Raw genomic sequence first — 21,122 nt, 5'->3', positions numbered from 1 at the left:
AAGTTCCCAATATTATTTACCGGATTGACTTGTAAAGTTAACTTTGAAACCAAGCTTTATGAGTCTTGGAATACCGAAGTTGCCAGGATTTCTTTCAAATGCACGGTAATCTGATTTGTAGATCGCCGGATTTGGAGTCGATGCTGCAGTTCTTTGACCTTCGAGGGTATTGATCCAACCGGTAGTATAAGGATCGCCTGAAGATTGATAAACTGAAACAGGGTTGTCTGAATCCAACAGGTTTTCAATCCAGAGATACGGAGTCAAAATGAAATTGCTTATTTTGAAAGCTTTTTCAATTTTGAAGTCCACTCTAAAATTGCCGGGACCGTAAGCCGAGTTTACATAACCTTTGGTATCGCCATAGTTTGTTGCACCGGCAAGAAGGTTCTGTGACTCAAGCGGGGTATACGGTCTTCCGCTGTTGAATCTGAGCAAAAGATTTGCTGCAAGATTCTCGAGGAAGCCGAGCTGACCCTGTGGAACAAAGAAATCGATGTTAACAACACCGGTGTGTCTCTGATCGAAATCGAGAGGGGCAATGACTTTTGGAATTTCACCATTATTGTTTCTGAAAGCAGCAGTGAATGATGATCCTGTGGATGATCCTGTACCTTCTGCAATAGAGTAGGTATAGTTCAACGAGAATGAGAAGTAGCTGATTCTTGAAACATCAAGTGAAAGAGCAAGACCTTTAATGGTTCCAAAATCTGTGTTGGTCGGGGTGATGTATCTCAACAGCTCGCCACCTTCAGATCTTCTGAAGAATACGGTTGCTGAGTTTACAAGTCCTTCAGTGTTCTTGTAGAAAGCAGTAAGATTAACTGCAGCAAGATCACTTACAACATGACGGAAACCAATTTCATACTGAGTGGTAATTTCGCTCTTTACATGACCATTGTTTACACCAAGATTGTTATCAGTAACAAGGGAACCGAGGTCCTGATAAGTTGTGTAAATCTGATCAAGTGAAGGCTGCTGAATGAATTTACCATATTGTGCATGGAATACTGTATTGGCACTAACAGGGAAGCCCAATCCAATTCTTGGTGAGAAATAAATCTCTGCTTCTTTTGACACAAAGTCAGCAGCATCGAAATTATTCGGGTCTCCAAAAATGTAAGGATAAAGCGGGTCTCTTAAGATGTCGGCTTTTGTATCGAAATAATCGAATCTGATACCAACATTAAGAACCATGTCAGAAAGCTCAAATCTGTCCTGCAGGTATGCATAAGCAAGCAGCGGAAGCTTTGGCTCGTTGGCGTCGCCCTTTGATGTAAGGGTTTTTCCGGTGAAATCATATCCAATTGCTGTTGGTTGAAGTCTTCTGTATCTTTCCTGATCGGGAAGACCTTTAAGATTGTCGGAAGCCAGACCAACCGGTCCAATTGAATAAAGTCTGATGGTTGTATAGTTAAAACCACCACCTGCTTCGAGAAGGTGTTTGCCCATCTGTGCGGTGAAGTCGAAATCAGCGGTTAATGCCGAGTTATTGTTCAGGAAGTAACCATTGTTGACTCTGCCGAACTTTGAGAAGATACCATACTCGTCGAAGTTAACTCTGCCACCGTTAAATGGAAGTGTAACTCCTCTTGCAGCGTTGGCGATACTGTCACCGTAAGCTTCAAGGTTGTTGAACCATATGCCATCACCTTGTTCGTTCTTATACAGCTTGTAACCAACATTAAGGTTCCAGAAAGCATTCTTGCTTACATTCTGAGAAATACGGGCAGAAAGTGAGTAGTTCTCTCTTTTTACCAGCGGATTGTGCTCAGCATTACTCTTAATATAAGAGTGTGTGTAGGCATTAAATTCTCTGAAGTTAATGTTCGCTCCAATACGGACTGTCCAGGATTCACTCAACCTGTGAGTGGTTCTTCCTGTAAATCTCCATACACTGGCACTCGAATTTGGACGGGTTGCCGAATTTAGACCAACTGAAGGGACTTCAAGCGCGATCGCGCTCGGATCCTGATCGAGGAACCAGCCTCTTTCTGCAGAGAGGAAGAAGGTGTGGTCGCCGTTTCCGGGAATGTATGGACCACCGAGGGTGGCTGTATAAAGGTTATATCCGTATTTATCTGTAAATGAGGATGTTAGAACATCACCAAAGAATGTGTAGAACGGATTACCTGATTTTGTAGTAACATTCACGATACCTGACTGAGCCTGTCCATACTTGGCTTCATATCCACCAATCTGGAAGGAGATCTGCTCGATAGCGGCGTTACTTACCTGTGAATAGTTTACTCCTGAATAAAGGTCGTTCTGAGGTACACCGTCAACGATATAGAGAACTTCTCCGCCTCTACCACCTCTGACATTTAGGGTTGCATTACCGGAAGCTCCGCCGGAGCCTTCAGTCATTACAACACCGGCGTTCAAACCGGCTATGTTCTCAACACCTTTCACAGGCAATTTCTGAATTTCTTCAGCATCATAGACTTTTGTGGTGTTAGTTGACTTCTCTTCAAAGAATTTCTTGTCAACAATTACCACTTCGTCAAGTGTGACACCTGAAGAAAGTTCAACATTAAGTTCCTCTGTGATACCGGCAACAATTCTTATTCCTTGGAATGTTTTTGTTCCGTAACCAACATATGAAACTTCGACACTGTATGTTCCCGGGTTGATATTCAACACGAAATACATACCGTTAATGTCTGATGCGGCACCAAGTCTGGTACCTAAAATTTTAACATTTGCTCCGATGATAGCTTCTTTTGATTTGGAATCAACTACCTTCCCGGTAAGTTTTCCGACACCGGATTGCGCCAAGCCGGTTACCGAGAAGAGCGAAACTAACAGAAGTCCTAAAAAGAGTTCTTTCAAAATCTTCATCCCTGATCCTCCAAAGATGTTGGATGATGTGATTTGCAAAAAATTGTGCAGCTTATTTATTAGTTATAAATGGCGAACCCCACTTTTCAGCAGGGCTCGCCTAATTCTTCATTACCTAAGTGAACTTCCGGTAATTACTTGAGGAGAACCATTTTCTTGGTTTCTACAAAGTTTCCGGCAGTAAGTTTGTATACATATGTACCTGAAGCAAGTTTTGCAGCGTCAAAATTCACAGAGTATGAACCTTGTTCTTTTACTTCATTTACTAATGATGCAACTTCTCTACCGAGCATATCGAATACCTTAAGGGTAACATTTGCTCTTTCACCAACGGTGTATTTGATTGATGTTGAAGGATTGAACGGGTTAGGATAGTTCTGTGAAAGAACAAATCCTGTCGGGTTCGATTCATTTTCAACACCTGTTGCTGTGAATGTATATCCGGCAGCATAAATAACTGATGGCTGTGTATCGTAGGTTGCGTCAGGATAGTATCCTGTGTAACCTGCAGGGTAGTGATAGAATACATAGGCAGTGTATGAACCGTTGCCATTGCTCTTTACATAAGGAGCCATGTGGTGTGAATTTTCATTCATTCCAGGGCTGTCTGTAAGATTAACAGGAGTTGACCATGCGCCACCATCTACAAATCTGTAGGAAGCCCAAATGTCAACAAGACTGTCAGTAATGGTGCGTGGAGCATTCCATGTAGCAACCATGATATTTCTGTCTTTATCGAAAGCGAGGTAGCTGTCAGGACCGGTCTGACCAAGTCCAGGACCTGTAAGTTTTGTATAGGAGCTGTCGCCAATTCCTTCAAACACAACTTTTCCGTCCCAGCCATTAGCTGTTTCATAGATTTCAACAAGTGAGTTCAAACCGCTGTTGTTGTCAACAGTAGTATCGGTTACCTGAATCAGGAAATGAACGAAACCGTTTTTATCAACATTCATGTCACCCTGGTAGGAAACAAATGCATCGCCTTTTTTGTAGTCATATACTCTGTCATATCTGGCAAGAGCAGGGATGCTTCTGAAATCAGCAACTTTAAATGTTGACCAGGTAGCACCATTGTCAGTCGATTTTGAGTAAGCAGGTGTCCAACCGGATGTGATTGGGGTCTGAAGAGGAAGTGTACCTAAAACACCATAGTAAAGAACACCATTGTTTGATGCTCCACCTAATGTTACAGATCCGCCTTCTTCAAATGCAGCACTCTCCCATGATGGAGGTGTCAATGTATCAACAGCCTGGAAATCAGCGGTTTTCCACAGTTTTAAAGCTGCATCTACCTGATTGTCCGATGCCCAAAGTATCAATGAAGCATTATCACTTGCGAAAGTTGGAACCTGTGATGAGAAAGTACGGCCCACACCTACTTCGAGGATGGCTACTGTGCTTCCTGCACCTACTGATTCATCTGCACCCGCACCTACATCACCAAAAGCTGATGGATTGAGCTGTGGCCATGAGAAAGCAACGAGACAGTCTGTCAATGCACTTCCCTTTGTTGGGTTGTTGAAGGTCATTGATGGATATCTTGCAGCCTGTGTAACGCTGGAGTTGATTGCAGGGGTTACTCTGGTCCATGTAGAACCGTCTGTCGAGTAGTTGTAGAACAACTGGCTTGTTGTGCCGTAGGTTGCTCTTCCTCTGTGTACCAGCATTATTGCACCTGACCAAGGATCGAATGCCATTGGATTCAATGCACCGATTGCAGGTCCGAAAGTGTTACCCATGGTGTCAACAGCTACCCAGTTAAGTGCTGATGGACCCCATGTTGGCACACCACCGGTAAGGGGAACTGATGCTGTTGTTTCAACAGCGGGTTCAACTTTTACCGGAGCGTGTTTGCTATATTCGCTCTTGTTCTGGGCTTGAAGTGACATTACCAAGGTAACGCTTGCAAGCAAAAAGAGTGTTCTTTTAAGCATAGGATACTCCTATTTATTGATTGGTTTTGGATTGTTATTTAGAAAACTAAGCGAAAAACATAAAATATTAACTTTATATTACTCACTTTTTATCACAATGCCAAGAGAATTCAACAGATGTTGCGTTTACACACACCATTTATCTGGTTTTCCCGCCATTTATGACAATTTTTCAATCACTTGTGTATTCAATCTTGTGCTTTATCCTCATATTATCAAAAAAGTAATATTGAGGACAGGGAAATTATTCAAATATTTTTTTTCAAACAACACTTTTTTGAAAAAAATAACAAAAATTTAATTCAGGATTTTCTTTTAGTAAAGTGCGAATTACAAAAATCTTTAAATTTTTGAAAGGTAATTAGATGTACGGGGTTATTTTTTGTACTATTACCTGTTTCTGAACAGCCCCTATTATTGTGTCAACCACCTGTCCGTTCTTAAAAAGTAAAAGTGTTGGAATGCTTCTTACCCCAAACTTTACAGCAGTTTCAGGGTTCTCATCTACATCCAGCTTGCCTATCTTGATCTTTCCGTCATACTCAGCTGCGAGTTGTTCCACAACAGGCGCGATTGCACGGCAAGGTCCGCACCAAACAGCCCAAAAATCGATAAGAACAGGTATGTTTGATTTGGTTACTTCGTCATTAAAATTCTGGTCGGTTATTGTTACCGGTTTCATAAAAGTCCTTTCTGTTTAAATGGTTTCGCTATTCTGACCTACATAACTCACTATGTCTTCACCACCGTCAACATTTATAACACCACCACTAACCCAGCGGGCTTCATGTTTACAAAGCAAAGAAATAATGTCAGCCACATCTTCAGGGGTTGTCAGTCTGCCACCGGGATTTTTCCTTCTCGCCACTTCAAGCATAGGTACACTTCCCGGAATCTTCCTGAGCGCCGGGGTGTCAGTGACACCTGCCATAATTGAATTGGCAGTGATACCAAATTGTCCGAGTTCACTTGCGAGTTGCCGGATATGCGATTCCAAAGATGCTTTTGCTGCAGATACAGCTCCGTATGAAGGAATTATTGCATGACCGCCGGAGCTGGTCATTCCAAAGATTCTTCCTCCTTCCGATAATAAACCTGCCTGAAACAGATCCTGGACCCAGTAAACAAGGGAATGTGCCATGACATCGAGTGTCATTTCCATTTGTGCTTTTGTAATATACTTCCCGCCGTCTGTCGGAACAAATGGCAACAGTGTCCCGAATGCCAGCGAATGCATCACAACTTTTATTTTTGGGTGGGTCTCTTCAGAGAGAAGACTTTCAATAATTTCCTGTCTTTTCTTCTCATCTGCTGCGTTCATGTTGAAGAATTTGGCTTCAACACCATAGCTCTTTATTTTATCAATGATCCCGTTCACGAGAGGCATATTGACCGCCCTGTCTAAATGCACTCCAATGATGTTGTATCCGTCTGCTGCAAGCCTTATGGCTGTTGCTCCGCCAAAACCTGACGAGGCTCCTAAGATCAGCGCATAATACTTGCCGGTGGATCCATTACTCATAGATGTAACCTTCTTTGTAGATTAAATAGAAAATAGAGTTGCAATAATACAAAATTTGTTTTACAACATAAAGGGATTAATTTATTTTCATTTTGAATTTTACCTGTCCACCATAAGGTTTTCTTCACCGACTATTTCACCCAACTTGTTGATGATATTCCTGTTTACACTTATCTTTTGAAATGACGCCCTGAATATCCTTGGCCTTACCTTACCGTTTTCCCTCTCCAGATATTCAAAAAATATCTCCACATTTCCGGGGCTCGCTACTGATATGTCATAAATTTTCCCAAGTGCATCAAGCGGGAGACGGGCGGGGTCGATCGTAATTTTTAACCGTCTCGTAAACTTTTCGATGCAATTCTCAATTGGCATGGCATTTTCAACCAGTATTTTTACTGAATCACCATTAAGCTCTGCAGTCCCGTTGAAATAAAGAACCGCCCCGTTGGTTATCAGACTGATGTGCCTCTCATATGCCTTTGCCCACATGGTACACTCAAACATGCCGCTTAACCCGTTCACGGTGAAGTTGGCAAAGGTCTGTCCTTTTGCACTGATTTTTGTTTCAAGATTGTTGACTACGCCACAGAGACCCACAGGTTTTCCATTGATAGTCTCAAAATTATCGACATTCGATGTGAACGAAAAAGCCCGTTCCTCAAGTTCATAAGCCGACATGGGATGGTTCGAAATGTAGAATCCCGTAACTTCCAGTTCACTCATGAATCTGTCATCCGGGCTCCAGTCCTCAACCTGCGCCAGAGACGGCTCCACGATGGTCTCCTGAAGAACATCCTCACCAAACAGGCTTGCTGTACTGTCATCGTTCAGTTCACGAACATTCTGCCCGAATGTAATTATCTCAGGGATCGACTCAAAAATCGCCCGCCTGTTGGTATTGATCGAATCGAATGCACCTGCCATAACCAGACCCTCCATCGCCCTCTTGTTTACAAGTCTAAGATCGACGAGCGACGCAAATTCATAAACACTCTTGAAATCTCTTCCCAGTTTTTTTCTTGCAGCGATTATACTGTCAACTGCTGTTTCACCTACATTTTTTATCGCGGAGAGCCCGAATCTTATCTTCTTTCTCTCCACCGTGAAAAATTTGGCGGGTTTGTTTACATCGGGAGACAGGACTTCGATACCCAGTTTACGGCAGTCCTCAAGAAACAGGGTAACTTTTTCCTGCTTTCCAAACTCATGCGTCATGTTCGCTGCGAGGAACTCCTCTGTAAAATGAGCCTTGAGAAATGCCGTCTGATATGCCAGATAAGAGTATGCAACAGCATGGCTTTTGTTGAATCCGTAGTTTGCAAATTTGTCTATCAAATCGAAAACCTCACCCGCTGTTTTCGCCTCAACACCATGCGCTTCTGCAGCCTCAACAAATATCTTCCGCTGCTTCTGCATAGCCTCCACATCCTTCTTACCCATTGCACGACGAAGGATATCCGCTTCTGCAAGCGACATGCCTGCAAGTTGATTCGCAATTCTTATTACCTGCTCCTGATATACGATGATACCATAGGTCTCTTGTAAAATCGGCTCAAGTTTTGGATGCAGATAGGTTACCCTCTGTCTTCCATATTTCCTGTCGATAAAGTCATCGATGTTTTCCATCGGACCGGGCCTGTACAACGCATTCATCGCTGCAAGGTCTTTTATTGATTGTGGCTTCAGTCTCTTGAGGTGCTTTCTCATTGGCACCGATTCAAACTGAAAGATGCCTGTTGTCCTTCCGTCTGCAAACACATCGTAGGTAAGCTGATCGTCCAATGGAATCGAGTCAATATCCTCGACCCACTCCCCCCTGGGTCTGGTCTCCTTTACCATTGCCAAAGTATCCTCAATAATTGAAAGGGTACGAAGCCCGAGGAAGTCCATCTTTAGGAGACCCGCCGCTTCAAGTTCCTTCATATTATACTGAGACACTGCCTCCATGCTCGAGGTGTCAACCACAGCGAGAGGTACATAATCACTTACATCACCGGGAGCAATTACCACACCCGCGGCATGCTTTGATGCATTCCGGTTCATCCCCTCCAGTGTTTTCGCATACTTGAAGAGCTCGATCATCGTGGGATCGGTGGTCTTGGAATAATCTTTTAGTTCGGGAACTTCTGCGAGTGCCTTTTCGATACTGTAAACCTTGCCGAAGATGGAAGGTATGAATTTTGTGATATAATTTACTATATGCAGAGGGACATTTAGCACCCGTCCCACATCCTTTATCGCAGCTTTCGATGCGAGTGTGGAAAAAGTTATAATTTGAGAAACCGACTCTGACCCGTACTTCTGCTTGACATAATCGATCACCTTGCCCCTCTTTTCATCTGAAAAATCGACATCAATATCAGGCATCGACTTTCTTGCAGGATTCAAAAACCTCTCAAAAAGGAGATCGTAGTCAAGCGGATTTATCTTGGTAATTCTGAGCACAAAGGCAATCAGCGAGCCGGCAGCAGATCCTCTTCCGGGCCCTACAGCAACACCCATCTTTTTTGCCGCATCGATGAAGTCCTGCACGATGAGAAAATACCCCGCAAATCCCATCTCCTTGATTGTTTTGAGCTCATACTCAAATCTTTCCCTCAAATCATCACTTTTCTCACCGGGGAACACTTCATCAAACTTCTCCCGCGATAAAAATTCAAAATAACCGTCAAGTGTCTGGTCGGGTGATTCCGCGGGGATGGGGAATTTCGGGAAGAAATATTCCTTCTTGTCAAGATTGACATCACACTTGTCGGCAATTTCAAGAGTGCTGGCTATCGACTCGGGATAGTCCTTAAAAAGGGAAGTCATCTCTTCCTGCGACTTGAAATATATCTGATCTGTGCCGTATCTTAAACTTTTATAATCAGTCTCACCCCCTTTTTCAGAGAGCTTCAGGAGGATGTTGTGGGCGATGGCATCTTCGCGTTTTATGTAGTGACAATCGTTCGTTGCAACGAGTTTGATGCCCAGTTCTTTTCCAAGTTTTGGCATTCCGTCAAGGATCAGCCTGTCATCGGCAATCTTGTGATCCTGAATCTCCAGATAAAAGTCATCACCAAAAATCTCCTGATACTGTTTCGACACTTCCTTTGCTTTTGAGTAATCCCTTCGTCTGAGGTAGAAGGAGACCACCCCCCCGAGACACGCGGAAGTACAGATCAATCCTTCGGAATACTCCTTTAGGAGTTCCAGGTCAATTCTTGGCTTGTAATAGTAACCTTCCAAAAAACCTCTCGAGGAAAGTTTAATCAGATTCTTAAATCCCTGGTTGTTCTTTGCCAAAAGTATAAGGTGGTGGTATGCTTTCTTCCTGTTTCCGGTGACGGGATCCAGTTCAACAGTTTTGTCAAATCTGCTCTTGTTCTCAATTGTGATGTAAGCTTCCATCCCGAGGATCGGTTTCATCCCCGCTCCCTTGGCAGCTTTATAAAACTCCGGGATGCCATACATGACACCATGATCGGTAAGAGCTACGGCATGCATCTCGAATCCGGCAGCAGCCTTAACCAGGCTCTTTACCGTACACGCAGCATCCTGCAAACTGTAGTGTGTGTGATTGTGTAAGTGTACAAATTTACCCATTCCTATCCCTTCCCGGTGGAACCAAACCCGCCGGAGCCTCTTTCTGTTTCACTGATAATCTTTGTTTCTTCGATTTTTGCACGATGCACCTTCCCAAGGATTAGCTGGGCAATCCTGTCACCCCGCTTTATTTCGAAGTCTTCCTGCCCGAAATTGAAGAGGATAACCTTTATTTCACCGCGATAGTCTTCATCAATGGTACCCGGAGCATTTAATACCCCGATACCGTTTTTAAAAGCGAGACCGCTTCTGGGTCTTACCTGAATCTCATAACCGGCAGGAATCTCCACCTGCAGATTGGTGGGAATTGCGGCGAATCCACCTTTTGGAATCACTACCCTCTCTTCAATTCCCGCTCTGATATCCATTCCTGCAGCACCCCCGGTCTGATACTCCGGAAGGGGGATATCCGACATTGAATCGTCAATTCTCTTGAATTTCAAAACTAAATTTTCGTTCATTCTAATTCCTCTTAAATTTCTTTGGCAGACCTTTAACAATGTCGCCGATTATTTTTAATTCTCTCGTGCTCATCACTCCCGTCACAACGAGCAGAGCAAGGTATCCCAGACTCAAACCAAGTTTTATAAATACTGAAACAGACTGCCCCGAAATAAACAAATAATAGACTACAAACACTCCCGTGATCAGAATCAGGATTGTAAATATTTTTCTGAATTCGTAGTCTATCTCAAACAGCTTTCTGCCATAATAAAAGAACGCAATTGCAATAACAACATAACAACCGAGTGTGGCAAGCGCAGCCCCCATCATACCAAAAACAGGGATAAGAAGGAAATTTAGAGCAATGTTAACTATTGCCCCTGCTCCCAGCAGTACGGGAATCGGTATACTCTTCTCTTTAATATAAAATGAAGCATTGAAATTAACATAAAATCCGTAGAAGAGATATCCCAGAAGTATTACAGGAATGATATTTCTGCCCGACCAGAATGCCTCTCCCAAAAAATGAACCCTGCCATACCCCAGCTCTGTGATATTCTCAATAAACAGGGAGAGAATCACCACAATTACACTTCCTGCAATGGTAAAGTATGTAAAAACCTTCGAAAATAGTTGCTTCGCATTGTCATCAGAAGCGTGTTTCAGGAAAAAAGGCTGCCATGCAAACTGAAACATGCTCACAAAAAGCATCATGAAAATGCCGAGTTTATAGTTCGCATTGTAAATACCGAGAGTCTTAAGATCGGTAAGCCTCTCCACAATTGGCTTATCAATCACCTGCATCATCATGGCTGCAAATCCTGCAGGAAGAAAAGGAAGTCCGAATTTTAATATCCGTTTCAGAAGCGAAAAATCGTATTCTGTCGAGAGATTTCCATGAACATAAGGAATCAGAGCCATAAAAGAATAGATTGAAGCCACGAGATTTGAAATGAGCACCGCTTCCACCCCCATCTTGAAACCAAGAATCAGAATAAAATTCAACCCGATATTTATCAGGATATTTATCACCCGTATTTTGGAGAATAAAAGAGCTTTGTTTTCCAGACGGAGATAAATAAAAGGGAGTACAGTCAGTGCATCAAGTGCGAGTATGTTTATTGCATAAGAGATCAGGTGTTCATATTTCCCCGATACGGCAGAATCGATACTGATCGAAATCCCCAAATGTGGCTTCAAAAGGAAAAGAATAACTGAAAAAATTGCTGTCGAAGTTAGAATTGTCAGATAGGAAGTTGTGAAAACTTTTGAAGACCCCCTGTTTTCTTTCATCGAACCCATCTTTAAATAAGCAGAGTCCATTCCATAAATAAACACGATATTAAATATCGCCATATAGGAATAGAGGTTAGCCACCACTCCCATGTCATCGGGATTAAAAATATTACTGTAGAAAGGGACTAAAACAAAATTAAGGAAGCGGCCAACTACGGTTGAGATTCCATAGATAACCGTTTCCTTTGAAAGTTGCTTTAATTTATCAATCATTCTTTGGGTTTGAGCTTCAGATCAAGCGAAATATCAAGTGCCTTGACGCTGTGAGTGAGTGCCCCTATTGAAATGTAGTCAACGCCGGTCTCTGCAATTTCCCTTACATTTTCAAGGGTTATCCCTCCCGATGCTTCGAGCAGACAGGTATTGTTGGTTATTTCCACCGCTTTTCTGATCTCTTCCACATTGAAATTGTCGAGCATAATAACATCCACACTGCTCTCGAGAGCCTCTTTCAGCTCTTCAAGATTCTTTACTTCAACCTCGATCTTGTATGAAGTCTCATTTTCTGTCTGATGCTCTTTTACTGCTTTTACCGCGTCAGAAATCGATCCGGCAGCCTCAATATGATTGTCTTTTATTAGGTACATGTCATAAAGCCCGGTCCGGTGATTGAGGCATCCACCTGTCTTCACAGCAAGCTTGTCCGTAAGTCGCAATCCGGGAGCTGTTTTTCTTGTATCGAGAATCCTGACTGTGGTTCCTTCTACAGCTCTCGCATATTGCGCTGACAGAGATGCAATTCCTGACATTCTCTGAAGGAAGTTCAGGGATGTTCTCTCTGCCACAAGTATCGAAGCTGCATTTCCCTCAACTTCAATAAGTATGTCACCTTTTTTAATTACGGATCCATCATCAAAAAAGACATTAAATTCAACAGTTTCATCTACAAGCTCGAAAACCTGACGGGCAACAGCCACTCCGGCAAGCACTCCATCTTCCTTCGCCCGGAAAATTCCAGTTGCGGGACGGTTTTCTTTGATAATTGCTTCTGTGGTAATGTCGCCGCTCTTTATATCTTCTTCGAGAGCTGACTCAATTATCCTGTCAATCTGTTTCAGATATCAGTCCTTAAAATATTTGTCGATCAGTTTATTAAACAATTCCGGTGACCTTACAGGTTTCCCGGTCGCCACACTTACAAAAGCATGCTGGGTGTAACCCGTGGCAATAAGCCTGTCACCCACTTTTATTGTATAATCAATTTTCAATTTTGCCAATGGTTTGCTGCTCATTGCCGATTCAATCTCAATTATCTCATCGTAATATGCCGGCGAGTGATACCTTACATATGTATCATAAAGCGGAAGCATAAAACCCGCCTCTTCCATCTCCTTGTACGACATTCCCATGTCTCGAATCAACTCTGTTCTGCCGACCTCAAAAAATTCCAGATATTTGCCGTTATAGACAAATTTCATCTGATCGGTATCAGCATACCTTATTCGTACAGTTGTTACGAACTTCACCATCGGCTATTCCTGAAAAGAGCCAATTCCGGCGAATTTTTCGATTCTGTTTTCAACCAGTTTATCAGGCTTTATTTTAACCAGATTTGCCAGCTCCTCAGTGATTATCCCCTTAAGGATTTCCGCCATCTCCTGATGATCCTTGTGGGCACCACCGAGCGGCTCGGGAACAATACGGTCAATTACTTTCAGCGGAAGAAGATCCTGTGCGGTAAGCTTGAGTGCCTCGGCTGCCTGTTCCTTGTAGTCCCAGCTCCTCCAAAGGATGCTCGAACATGATTCGGGACTGATTACGGAATACCATGCATTCTCCAGCATAAGGATTCTGTCACCAACTCCCATACCAAGTGCACCTCCGCTCGCACCTTCACCAATAATCACAACAACAATAGGCACTTTCAATCTTGCCATCTCAAGCAGGTTCCGGGCAATCGCTTCCGCCTGACCTCTCTCCTCAGCTTCGAGACCGGGGAACGCCCCCGGAGTGTCGAGAAGTGTAACAACAGGTAAATTAAATTTCTCGGCAAGTTTCATCAGACGAAGGGCTTTTCTGTATCCTTCAGGATTGGGCATGCCAAAATTACGGTAAAGATTGCTCTTGGTGTCTCGACCCTTCTGCTGCCCGATAATCATGACTTTAAAATTCCCTATCATGGCGAATCCGCCAACCACAGCCTTGTCATCACCGAATGTGCGGTCACCATGAAGCTCCATGAAGTTACTTGTCATGTTGTAAATGTAGTCAAGGGTGTATGGTCTGTCGGGATGTCTGGCAAGTTGAACCTTTTGCCAACGGGTAAGACTGTGGTAGATGTTCTCTTTCAGTTGTTTTACCTTGTCCTCGATCTTTGCTATTTCTCCATCAATCTGGAGACCGTCGGAAGCTTTTTTCATCTCCACGAGTCGTTCTTCGAGTTCAATTATCGGTTTTTCAAAGTCTAAAATTGTCTTTGCCATGTTACTGTTCGTTCATTAGTTTATTAAAAGTCTTGCCTATTATTTCCAAATCAAGCCAGATATTTTGATTTTTAGCGTAAAAAATATCCGATTTGGCAGAATCTTCATCTTCATCCATATCCGTAAACCAAAAGCCGGTCAATCCCTTTTTCCCGAGCCAGGGTTCACCCTTGGGCGTTTCTTCTTTCGGACCGACAATACTGCATTCACCTTTCAAAACTCTCCACATCCCTTTTATGAACGAGTAAAACCGGCTCTCTCTCCCGGAAATCATTTTTACTGCAAAAAGAAATGGAAAAAGGAAAAATAAGATAAAAAGTGAGAAGAGAATATCAAAGGATTTCTTTATTATTTTATGAAGAGGAAACCCGATATTGTAATTCACCTCAAAAAGCTGTATCTCGTTAAGAATTGAAACTTCAGATTTGCTCACCATAAAATCACTCTCACCACCTGTGATTTGAAACTCGACATTTTCCTTCCGGCATGCAGCTACAATTCCTATTATTGCATTGTAACTCAACTCCCCGGTGGTAAAAATCACCTCTTCAATCCCCTTTTCCCTGATAACCCTGATTATATTGTCCAAACTTCCGATTACCTCAAATCCTTCTATTCGCTCCCCGATTTGCAGTCTTTTTGTCCCGATCAACCCGGCAATACGGGAATATTCCCCCTTTTTCTTCTGCAATTTTTTTGCGAGTTTTATGGCTTCTTCACCTGTCCCGACCACAACTGCCCTTTTCCTTAGAGAGACATCACCGGAAGCCCCTGCTTTAAACCACAATTTGGCAAAAATTCTCCACCCGCCGAGTGTAAAAGGAAGTGTAAAGTAAAGAATCAGCACTACACCCCTTGAAAAAGCATAATCCTTGAAGAAAAATGTGAGTGAGGTAATAACGAAGAATCCTGCTATCACCGCTCCAAGAGTCCGCAATACCGACAGCCGGTCTTTTCTGTAAACCGAGAGCACCGCCGAAGTGAGTATGTGAACCAAAACCGGTATCGAATAAATTACCGGGATTCCATACGAGGGAATTCCCGACTCCCAGTCCCGGTAGGTTGTGTAAATCTTTACCGCCAGAAACATCGTGAGATTGTAAAACAGCAAATCCATCAGAACGGAAACGAAAACCAGTTTTTTCTTCCCTAAAAATGCGAGCATCTCCCTTGCAAGTATTGCCGTGCGAAGAAAAAGAAGTAGAAAAAATGACCCGGCATAATATTTCTTCACGAAAATGTGCATAGCCTCATAGAAGACTTTCACTTCGTTTAGATTGCTTCTTTTTGTACTCTCACCTTTATAATGGATGATTTCGGTCGTGTGGACATAGTAAACTTTGTATCCTGCTTTGTTCACCCTGTAACAGAGATCGAGATCCTCGCCATACATAAAGAAAGTTTCATCAAGACCACCGGTTTTTTCGTACACTTCCCTCCTGATCATCATGAATGCACCCGAGATGGCATCCACAGCATAGGTCTCGTTTTCATCGAGATATGTCAGATTGTAGCGGGCGAACAGAGGGCTGCGGGGGAACAGCGTCGAGAGTCCTGTCACTTTTGTGAATGATGCCCAGGGACCGGGGAAACCGCGTCTGCAGGCAAGCTGGAGTGTACCATCTGTATTCAGCAGCTTACAACCCGCCATGCCGGCTTCAGGTGTTGATTCGAAAAATGAAATCATCTTTTCGAAGGTATCTTCCTTCACCAAAGTATCAGGATTCAACAGAAGAAGGAATTTTCCTTTTGCAATTTTGAGACCCAGATTGTTGGCTTTACTGAACCCGAGATTCCTGCTGTTCTCTATCAAAGTAACTTCGGGATACTTCTGCCTGATTAATTCGATACTTCCGTCATCGGATGCGTTGTCAACTACAATCACTTCAGTGCTTATATTCTTCGAAGCACTTTTAATCGATTCCAGAAGATTCTGGATGAACTCCTTTACATTGTAGTTAACAATTATAATCGACAGATCGATCACAGCTACCGTGCCCTACAACGAGCCAAAAATACTTCCAAGTCTGAGTTTCCAGACCATGAAAACCGCTTCCTTCACTATCTTGTTCGACATTTTTGATGTTCCCTGAAAACGGTCGAAGAAAATAATCGGTATTTCAGCCAGACGGAAGCCTTTTTTCCACGCCTTGAAATTCATCTCTATCTGGAAGGCATATCCGTTTGATTTTATGTTATCAAGGTTTATCGACTTAAGAACTTCAACCCGAAAACACTTGTATCCTCCGGTAGCATCCTTTATCGGCAGACCTGTAATGACTCTTGTATAAAAATTGGCAAAATAGCTCAACAACAGCCTTTTCATTGGCCAGTTTATCACATTCACACCGGTGAGATATCTGCTGCCAATCACGAGATCGGCATCAGCAATTTTTTCCAGAAACTTTGGAACAACCTTTGGATCATGTGAGAAATCGGCATCCATTTCAAAAACGAAATCATAACCGTTATTGATTGCATATTTGAAACCGTCGCAATAAGCGGTACCCAAGCCCATTTTACCCGGTCGTCGGAGGATGTGTATCCGTTCATCATTTTGTGACAGTTTTTCCACATAGTCACCCGTACCATCCGGTGAATTATCATCGACCACAAGAACATCCAGACCCTCTATTCCAAGCTCAAACAGCACGGGAATGAGTTTCTGGATATTATCCATCTCATTGTAGGTAGGCACTATTATTAATGTTTTTTTATCCATACCACTTTCCATATTTCGGGATTAATCGTAATGTCCTTTTCCAAACAGTACTACAAAGACCGTCCGGAACAAAATTTTGATATCTGTTTTTAGCGACATGTTCTCAATGTAAAAAAGATCGAACTGAAGTTTGGTCTTCACATCTTCAATATTTTCATCATATTTATGCTTCACCTGAGCCCAGCCTGTAATTCCCGGTCTCACTCTTAGTCGCCTTTTATAATAAGGTATTTCCTTCGCCAGTTGCTCAACAAAAAACGGTCTCTCAGGACGGGGACCAACCAGGCTCATTTCGCCTTTAAAAACATTCCATATCTGTGGCAACTCGTCAATTCTTACCCGTCTGATAAATCTCCCGACACGGGTTATTCTGGGATCATCTTTTTGTGACCAGACAGGTCCCGTCCTCTTTTCGGCATCCTGATACATCGAACGGAACTTGTAAACCTTGAAAACTTTTCCATTCAACCCGCTTCTTTCCTGTTTATAGATAACGGGTCCTTTGCTGTCAATTTTAATCGCAACCGCCGCTGCGAGAATTATCGGGGAAGCCAACAGTAAAATGATAAATGAAACAACAACATCTATCACCCTTTTTGCTCCCCTCTCCCATTCAGACATTAACTGCGGATTAATGTCAATAAGTGGAAATCCGTAAAGCTGCATCGTTTTTGCCTGACCGCTAAGAATTTCGTAAAGATCAGGAATGATTTTCAGCCTTACTTCCTTGGTCTCGCAACGGGAAATTATCTCTATTAGCAGGTCATCGTGGTTCCTGCTCACCGAAAGGATCACCTCTTTTATCCCGAGGCGGTCAATAATATCCTCAATCTCATTCACCCTTCCTACAACCGAAACCCCGTTATACTCCTTACCAATATTCTCTTCCTTAATGGCAACATAACCTGTTATGTCGAGTCCGAGCGCGGGATGAGAATTAATCTGGTCATGTATCTCCATTGCCCGCTCATTGAATCCGACTATGAGAGCCTTCTTCCTGCCGATTCCCTGAATCAACAGTTTCCTTTGAATCGATCTGAGGAGAAGGCGTCCGGTTACGGTCAGCGAAACCATAAGTCCCCAGTATATAAATATCAGGAATCTGTTCCCCGTATTCTCGCCAGTCCCTGAATCGTCAATAAAAATCGCAAAAAAGAGGATGAATGTCCCCCAAAAAGTGGTTTTTACTAGAGTAAATATCTCATCGAATCGTGAGAGTGCAAACCATGTCCTGTACATTCCGAAAAATACAAAGAGCATAAACCAGTAGAAAAATATCACCAGCATCGGTATTAGAAATCCGGGCTCTGTAAATTGTGCAAACATCCCCGACTCGTTCCGGATATAAAAATATATTACCCAGGCGAGATTAATCGTTATAAAGTCAGCAGCAATTAATAGAAATTTTTCTTGTTTTTTGTTCAATTTGCTTAATATTACAGGTTTTTGTTTATTAATGGTCTGCTTTCGTCAAGCTTCCAAATTTTTGTCATATATGCGAGTCCGGAAAAATAGCCACTCCATATCGCTTTGAGAGTTCTTCCTTTTTCCGCTGCACCTTTAATTATTGCAAGCGATTTCAGAATCGTAATTGCCGTGGAATAAAGGAACACATAAAGTTTTTCGAAGAGATTATGATCTCTGAAAATAAGGAACCTGTTCCTTGTAAAATAATAATGGTACAGTTTAGAGTACTGTTCAAATGATTTGCCTGCCCCCGACTGATGATACATCACTGCGTTGGGAGTAAACATAATTTTGAATTTTTTATTTACCCTCAGTGAGTATTCAAGGTCTTCAAAATACATGAAAAAGAACTCACTCATGAAGCCAGACTTCTCAAAAACCTCTCTTTTTATCAGCAGACAGGCTCCTTCAGCGTGAGTTATCTCCATTTCTGAATTGCAATTTTCAGAAGCTTTTGTACCTTTCCCGAGTGAAACATTTCCACACCGCCAAAAAATGTAACGGCTGCCGGCACAGTATATTTTATCCCTCTCATCCAGATACAGCACCTTCGGGGACACTATCCCGATTGCAGGATCTCTCTCGGCGACTTTCACCATCTCAGAGATTGTATTTCCCCCAAATTCAGTGTCGTTGTTAACATACAGAACAAAATCGGCACCCTGGGCGAGAGCATATCTGGCACCCGTATTCATTCCTCCGGCGTAGCCTGTGTTTTCTTCGTTCAGGATTACAGGCAGATTAGTAATTTCTGAAAAAAGCCTCTTGCCGCTTCCGTCCGGTGAATTGTTGTCAACGATGACGGGATACAACCCTTTGCAGTCCTCTCTTTGAAGACTTTTCAAACAATTCAGTGTATCGTCATATCCATTGTAATTCAGAATTACGGCAAATACTTTTTTCAATCGTCAGCCTTCAAGAATTCCAGTCAGGTTGGGTCCCCTTCCCGAGCCAAGATTATGGCTGAAATAATCATTCAGAGCCGCCCGTGCAACTTTTGCAAAAGGTTTGTTTGTGAACGACCACACAACAATTTTCAACGAAATCACAGTAAAAAAATAGATCGCCGATATTAGACGGATGATCCCCGAATTCATCTTGTTATTCAGTAAAAAACGATTCCTGACAGAGTAATATAGTTTTAGAGGGCTCTCTCTTTCACCCAAAACTTTGTGATAGATTACCGCAGAGGGTTGATATAATAGTTTGAAACCGCACTTTCGTAACCTTGCTGAAAATTCTATGTCGTCAAGGTACATGAAAAAATCTTCATCTTCCAACCCGGCTTTTGCAAGATGATCGGTTCTGAACAGGATCATGCATCCGGTTAGAAAATCAGTCTCGGTTACTTGATTGTGTGATTTCCTCTCTACAGGTAACCCTTTGTCCAGGTGAACCGCCAGTCCCCGCCACTTTATCATTTTACCATTACCAAACCAGATGGTTTTTCTGTCGTGTTCGGCAAGTATGAGTCCACCCGCCGCGGCTGCCTGCGGATCTGATTCCATCGCATTTACAAGTTCTGAGAGAAAGTTTGGCTCAACAATGGTATCATTGTTAAGAACCAGCATATATTTAGGTCCAAATTTGGAAGCTTCCCTGAATCCGCGGTTTATTCCCCCCGTATATCCGAGATTCTTCTCTGTAATGTAAAGATCAAGTGCCGGAAATTTCTTCCTGAAAAGCTCCACGGAATCATCAGTTGAGCAATTGTCAACAATGAGAATTCTGTAGTTCTCATAGTCTATTCGTTGCAGAGATTCAATACATTCCACCGTGTCTTTTGCCCCATTATAATTCAGCATGATAACTACGGTAAGGGGTTGTGCCATCTTTCTCTTCAAAAATAATTATTTGTAAACTTTAAATATACTGAATTCCTTGAAGTCTTTAAGACGGACAGAAATATCTTGAACCGGTGCATCTTACAGGATTGCCGGAAATTTTGCAACCGTCGCAGATAGTCAGGTCAGACTAAAGAATATAATCCCTCCTGTTTTGTAAATTGCACACTCAAAAAAAAGAATTTCCCAAGTTTGAAAAAATCGAATCTGTTACTCTTCTTCCTTTTTCTGCTCCTTCCTGTTGGAGTTTTCTCTCAGGGATTTGTAGTCGTACTTTCTTCGGATGCTAACAGAAATGCCCTGACAGAGAAATATGAAGAAGCCATGCGTGACGGACTGAATCCCGAAATACTTGATTTCAAGTTAAAATCGGGAATCGTTTACAGGATATGTACGGGATTTTTTGATGATGTTAATTCTGCAGTAAATCTCTGGGACGATCTCAGACAAAAAGAGAAGTACAAGGATGTCTGGGTTCTTCCCGTTCCACCTGCTCTGATGACAAAAATGCCTGAAATTGACAAGGATGAATTTTCACGCATCTATGCCAACATTGCTCTGATGATAAACACCAAAGATTATCAAGGTCTGAACAGATACATCAATCCTGCATATGGTTTCTATGTGATGATTAATCCTGGTTCCTCATTTTTGCCTGTTCATCTTGATTCCATCCCGACAAATCTGGAGGACATCTTTGCAACCGGAATTTTCATCTACTTTGATGACCAGATTAAACTGCAACCCGATGATATGACATTTGGAGAAATTCCTGCCTACAATTGTGAAACAGGAGACTGGTCGAAAGAGGGATGCTTCATTCAGGGTGTCAGGTCATACAGCAGAATCTCCCGCTGGGAATATTCACTTCTTGAATACGATGACTGGGATGATGCTTCAGTACAAAAATTGAGGCTGGCAGAGAGTAAAATTGTCCTCAGAACAATAAACACACAAGGTTTTGAAATCGACTTCGCATACGAAAACGGGAAGTGGTACATCGCCGCTTTTGATCTCGCAACCGATTGTAATCAATAGTCT

16 protein-coding genes are annotated in these 21,122 nt (G+C 42.6%); 1 reads left to right on the top strand and 15 read right to left on the bottom strand.

Annotated elements, in window-relative coordinates:
* Positions 1-12: 12 nt before the first annotated feature.
* The 15 genes from LCH52_13015 to LCH52_12945 form a co-directional block, all read right to left on the bottom strand.
* Positions 13-2,841 carry a TonB-dependent receptor gene (locus LCH52_13015; protein ID MCA0389404.1) on the bottom strand — a complete coding sequence of 943 codons (2,829 nt, stop codon included), beginning with the start codon at positions 2,839-2,841 and terminating at the stop codon, positions 13-15.
* Between the two features lie 134 nt (positions 2,842-2,975).
* On the bottom strand, positions 2,976-4,775 hold the full coding sequence (locus LCH52_13010) for a T9SS type A sorting domain-containing protein (protein MCA0389403.1): 1,800 nt from the start codon (positions 4,773-4,775) through the stop codon (positions 2,976-2,978).
* 361 nt (positions 4,776-5,136) lie between these two features.
* Complete coding sequence (trxA, locus tag LCH52_13005; protein MCA0389402.1) at positions 5,137-5,457, bottom strand: thioredoxin; 321 nt, start codon at positions 5,455-5,457, stop codon at positions 5,137-5,139.
* Positions 5,458-5,472: 15 nt separating this feature from the next.
* Entirely contained in the window at positions 5,473-6,297 is an 825-nt protein-coding gene (locus LCH52_13000; GenBank protein MCA0389401.1) for an SDR family oxidoreductase, read from the bottom strand.
* Between the two features lie 99 nt (positions 6,298-6,396).
* Positions 6,397-9,885: a DNA polymerase III subunit alpha gene (dnaE, locus tag LCH52_12995; GenBank protein MCA0389400.1), complete on the bottom strand. Its 3,489-nt coding sequence runs from the start codon at positions 9,883-9,885 to the stop codon at positions 6,397-6,399.
* A gap of 2 nt (positions 9,886-9,887) precedes the next feature.
* A complete protein-coding gene (dut, locus tag LCH52_12990) occupies positions 9,888-10,346 on the bottom strand; it encodes a dUTP diphosphatase (protein ID MCA0389399.1) in 459 nt (152 codons plus the stop codon).
* Between the two features lies 1 nt (position 10,347).
* The gene (locus tag LCH52_12985) at positions 10,348-11,838 is read right to left on the bottom strand and encodes a polysaccharide biosynthesis C-terminal domain-containing protein (protein MCA0389398.1); all 1,491 of its coding nucleotides are present in this window, start codon (positions 11,836-11,838) and stop codon (positions 10,348-10,350) included.
* Positions 11,835-12,683 carry a carboxylating nicotinate-nucleotide diphosphorylase gene (gene nadC, locus LCH52_12980; GenBank protein ID MCA0389397.1) on the bottom strand — a complete coding sequence of 283 codons (849 nt, stop codon included), beginning with the start codon at positions 12,681-12,683 and terminating at the stop codon, positions 11,835-11,837. The genes LCH52_12985 and nadC overlap by 4 nt, the downstream gene beginning before the upstream one ends.
* Positions 12,684-12,686: 3 nt before the next feature.
* On the bottom strand, positions 12,687-13,094 hold the full coding sequence (locus LCH52_12975; GenBank protein MCA0389396.1) for an acyl-CoA thioesterase: 408 nt from the start codon (positions 13,092-13,094) through the stop codon (positions 12,687-12,689).
* A gap of 3 nt (positions 13,095-13,097) precedes the next feature.
* The gene (locus tag LCH52_12970; GenBank protein MCA0389395.1) at positions 13,098-14,048 is read right to left on the bottom strand and encodes an acetyl-CoA carboxylase carboxyltransferase subunit alpha; all 951 of its coding nucleotides are present in this window, start codon (positions 14,046-14,048) and stop codon (positions 13,098-13,100) included.
* 1 nt (position 14,049) lies between these two features.
* On the bottom strand, positions 14,050-16,035 hold the full coding sequence (locus tag LCH52_12965; GenBank protein ID MCA0389394.1) for a glycosyltransferase: 1,986 nt from the start codon (positions 16,033-16,035) through the stop codon (positions 14,050-14,052).
* 12 nt (positions 16,036-16,047) lie between these two features.
* Positions 16,048-16,770, bottom strand: coding sequence for a polyprenol monophosphomannose synthase (locus tag LCH52_12960; protein ID MCA0389393.1), 723 nt, complete (start codon positions 16,768-16,770; stop codon positions 16,048-16,050).
* A 21-nt stretch (positions 16,771-16,791) separates the two neighbouring features.
* Positions 16,792-18,195 carry an undecaprenyl-phosphate glucose phosphotransferase gene (locus tag LCH52_12955; protein ID MCA0389392.1) on the bottom strand — a complete coding sequence of 468 codons (1,404 nt, stop codon included), beginning with the start codon at positions 18,193-18,195 and terminating at the stop codon, positions 16,792-16,794.
* Positions 18,196-18,206: 11 nt separating this feature from the next.
* The gene (locus LCH52_12950) at positions 18,207-19,142 is read right to left on the bottom strand and encodes a glycosyltransferase family 2 protein (protein ID MCA0389391.1); all 936 of its coding nucleotides are present in this window, start codon (positions 19,140-19,142) and stop codon (positions 18,207-18,209) included.
* A gap of 3 nt (positions 19,143-19,145) precedes the next feature.
* Positions 19,146-20,069, bottom strand: a complete 924-nt coding sequence (locus tag LCH52_12945; GenBank protein MCA0389390.1) for a glycosyltransferase family 2 protein — start codon at positions 20,067-20,069, stop codon at positions 19,146-19,148.
* Between the two features lie 204 nt (positions 20,070-20,273).
* Here LCH52_12945 and LCH52_12940 point away from each other — a divergent pair, with 204 nt between their 5' ends.
* A complete protein-coding gene (locus LCH52_12940) occupies positions 20,274-21,119 on the top strand; it encodes a hypothetical protein (protein ID MCA0389389.1) in 846 nt (281 codons plus the stop codon).
* The last annotated feature ends 3 nt before the right edge of the window (positions 21,120-21,122 follow it).

Source organism: Bacteroidota bacterium, assembly GCA_020161395.1.
Lineage (GTDB): Bacteria > Bacteroidota > Ignavibacteria > Ignavibacteriales > Ignavibacteriaceae > UTCHB3.
The sequence above is the reverse complement of the archived record's forward strand: the minus strand, read 5'-3'. Positions and strand labels throughout refer to the sequence as shown.

What these genes read in the sequence shown, in the direction of transcription:
- LCH52_13015 (MCA0389404.1), bottom strand. Translation starts at nt 2,841, where the DNA reads ATGAAGATTTTGAAAGAACTCTTTTTAGGACTTCTGTTAGTTTCGCTC.
- LCH52_13010 (MCA0389403.1), bottom strand. Translation starts at nt 4,775, where the DNA reads ATGCTTAAAAGAACACTCTTTTTGCTTGCAAGCGTTACCTTGGTAATG.
- trxA (MCA0389402.1), bottom strand. Translation starts at nt 5,457, where the DNA reads ATGAAACCGGTAACAATAACCGACCAGAATTTTAATGACGAAGTAACC.
- LCH52_13000 (MCA0389401.1), bottom strand. Translation starts at nt 6,297, where the DNA reads ATGAGTAATGGATCCACCGGCAAGTATTATGCGCTGATCTTAGGAGCC.
- dnaE (MCA0389400.1), bottom strand. Translation starts at nt 9,885, where the DNA reads ATGGGTAAATTTGTACACTTACACAATCACACACACTACAGTTTGCAG.
- dut (MCA0389399.1), bottom strand. Translation starts at nt 10,346, where the DNA reads ATGAACGAAAATTTAGTTTTGAAATTCAAGAGAATTGACGATTCAATG.
- LCH52_12985 (MCA0389398.1), bottom strand. Translation starts at nt 11,838, where the DNA reads ATGATTGATAAATTAAAGCAACTTTCAAAGGAAACGGTTATCTATGGA.
- LCH52_12975 (MCA0389396.1), bottom strand. Translation starts at nt 13,094, where the DNA reads ATGGTGAAGTTCGTAACAACTGTACGAATAAGGTATGCTGATACCGAT.
- LCH52_12970 (MCA0389395.1), bottom strand. Translation starts at nt 14,048, where the DNA reads ATGGCAAAGACAATTTTAGACTTTGAAAAACCGATAATTGAACTCGAA.
- LCH52_12960 (MCA0389393.1), bottom strand. Translation starts at nt 16,770, where the DNA reads ATGGATAAAAAAACATTAATAATAGTGCCTACCTACAATGAGATGGAT.
- LCH52_12945 (MCA0389390.1), bottom strand. Translation starts at nt 20,069, where the DNA reads ATGGCACAACCCCTTACCGTAGTTATCATGCTGAATTATAATGGGGCA.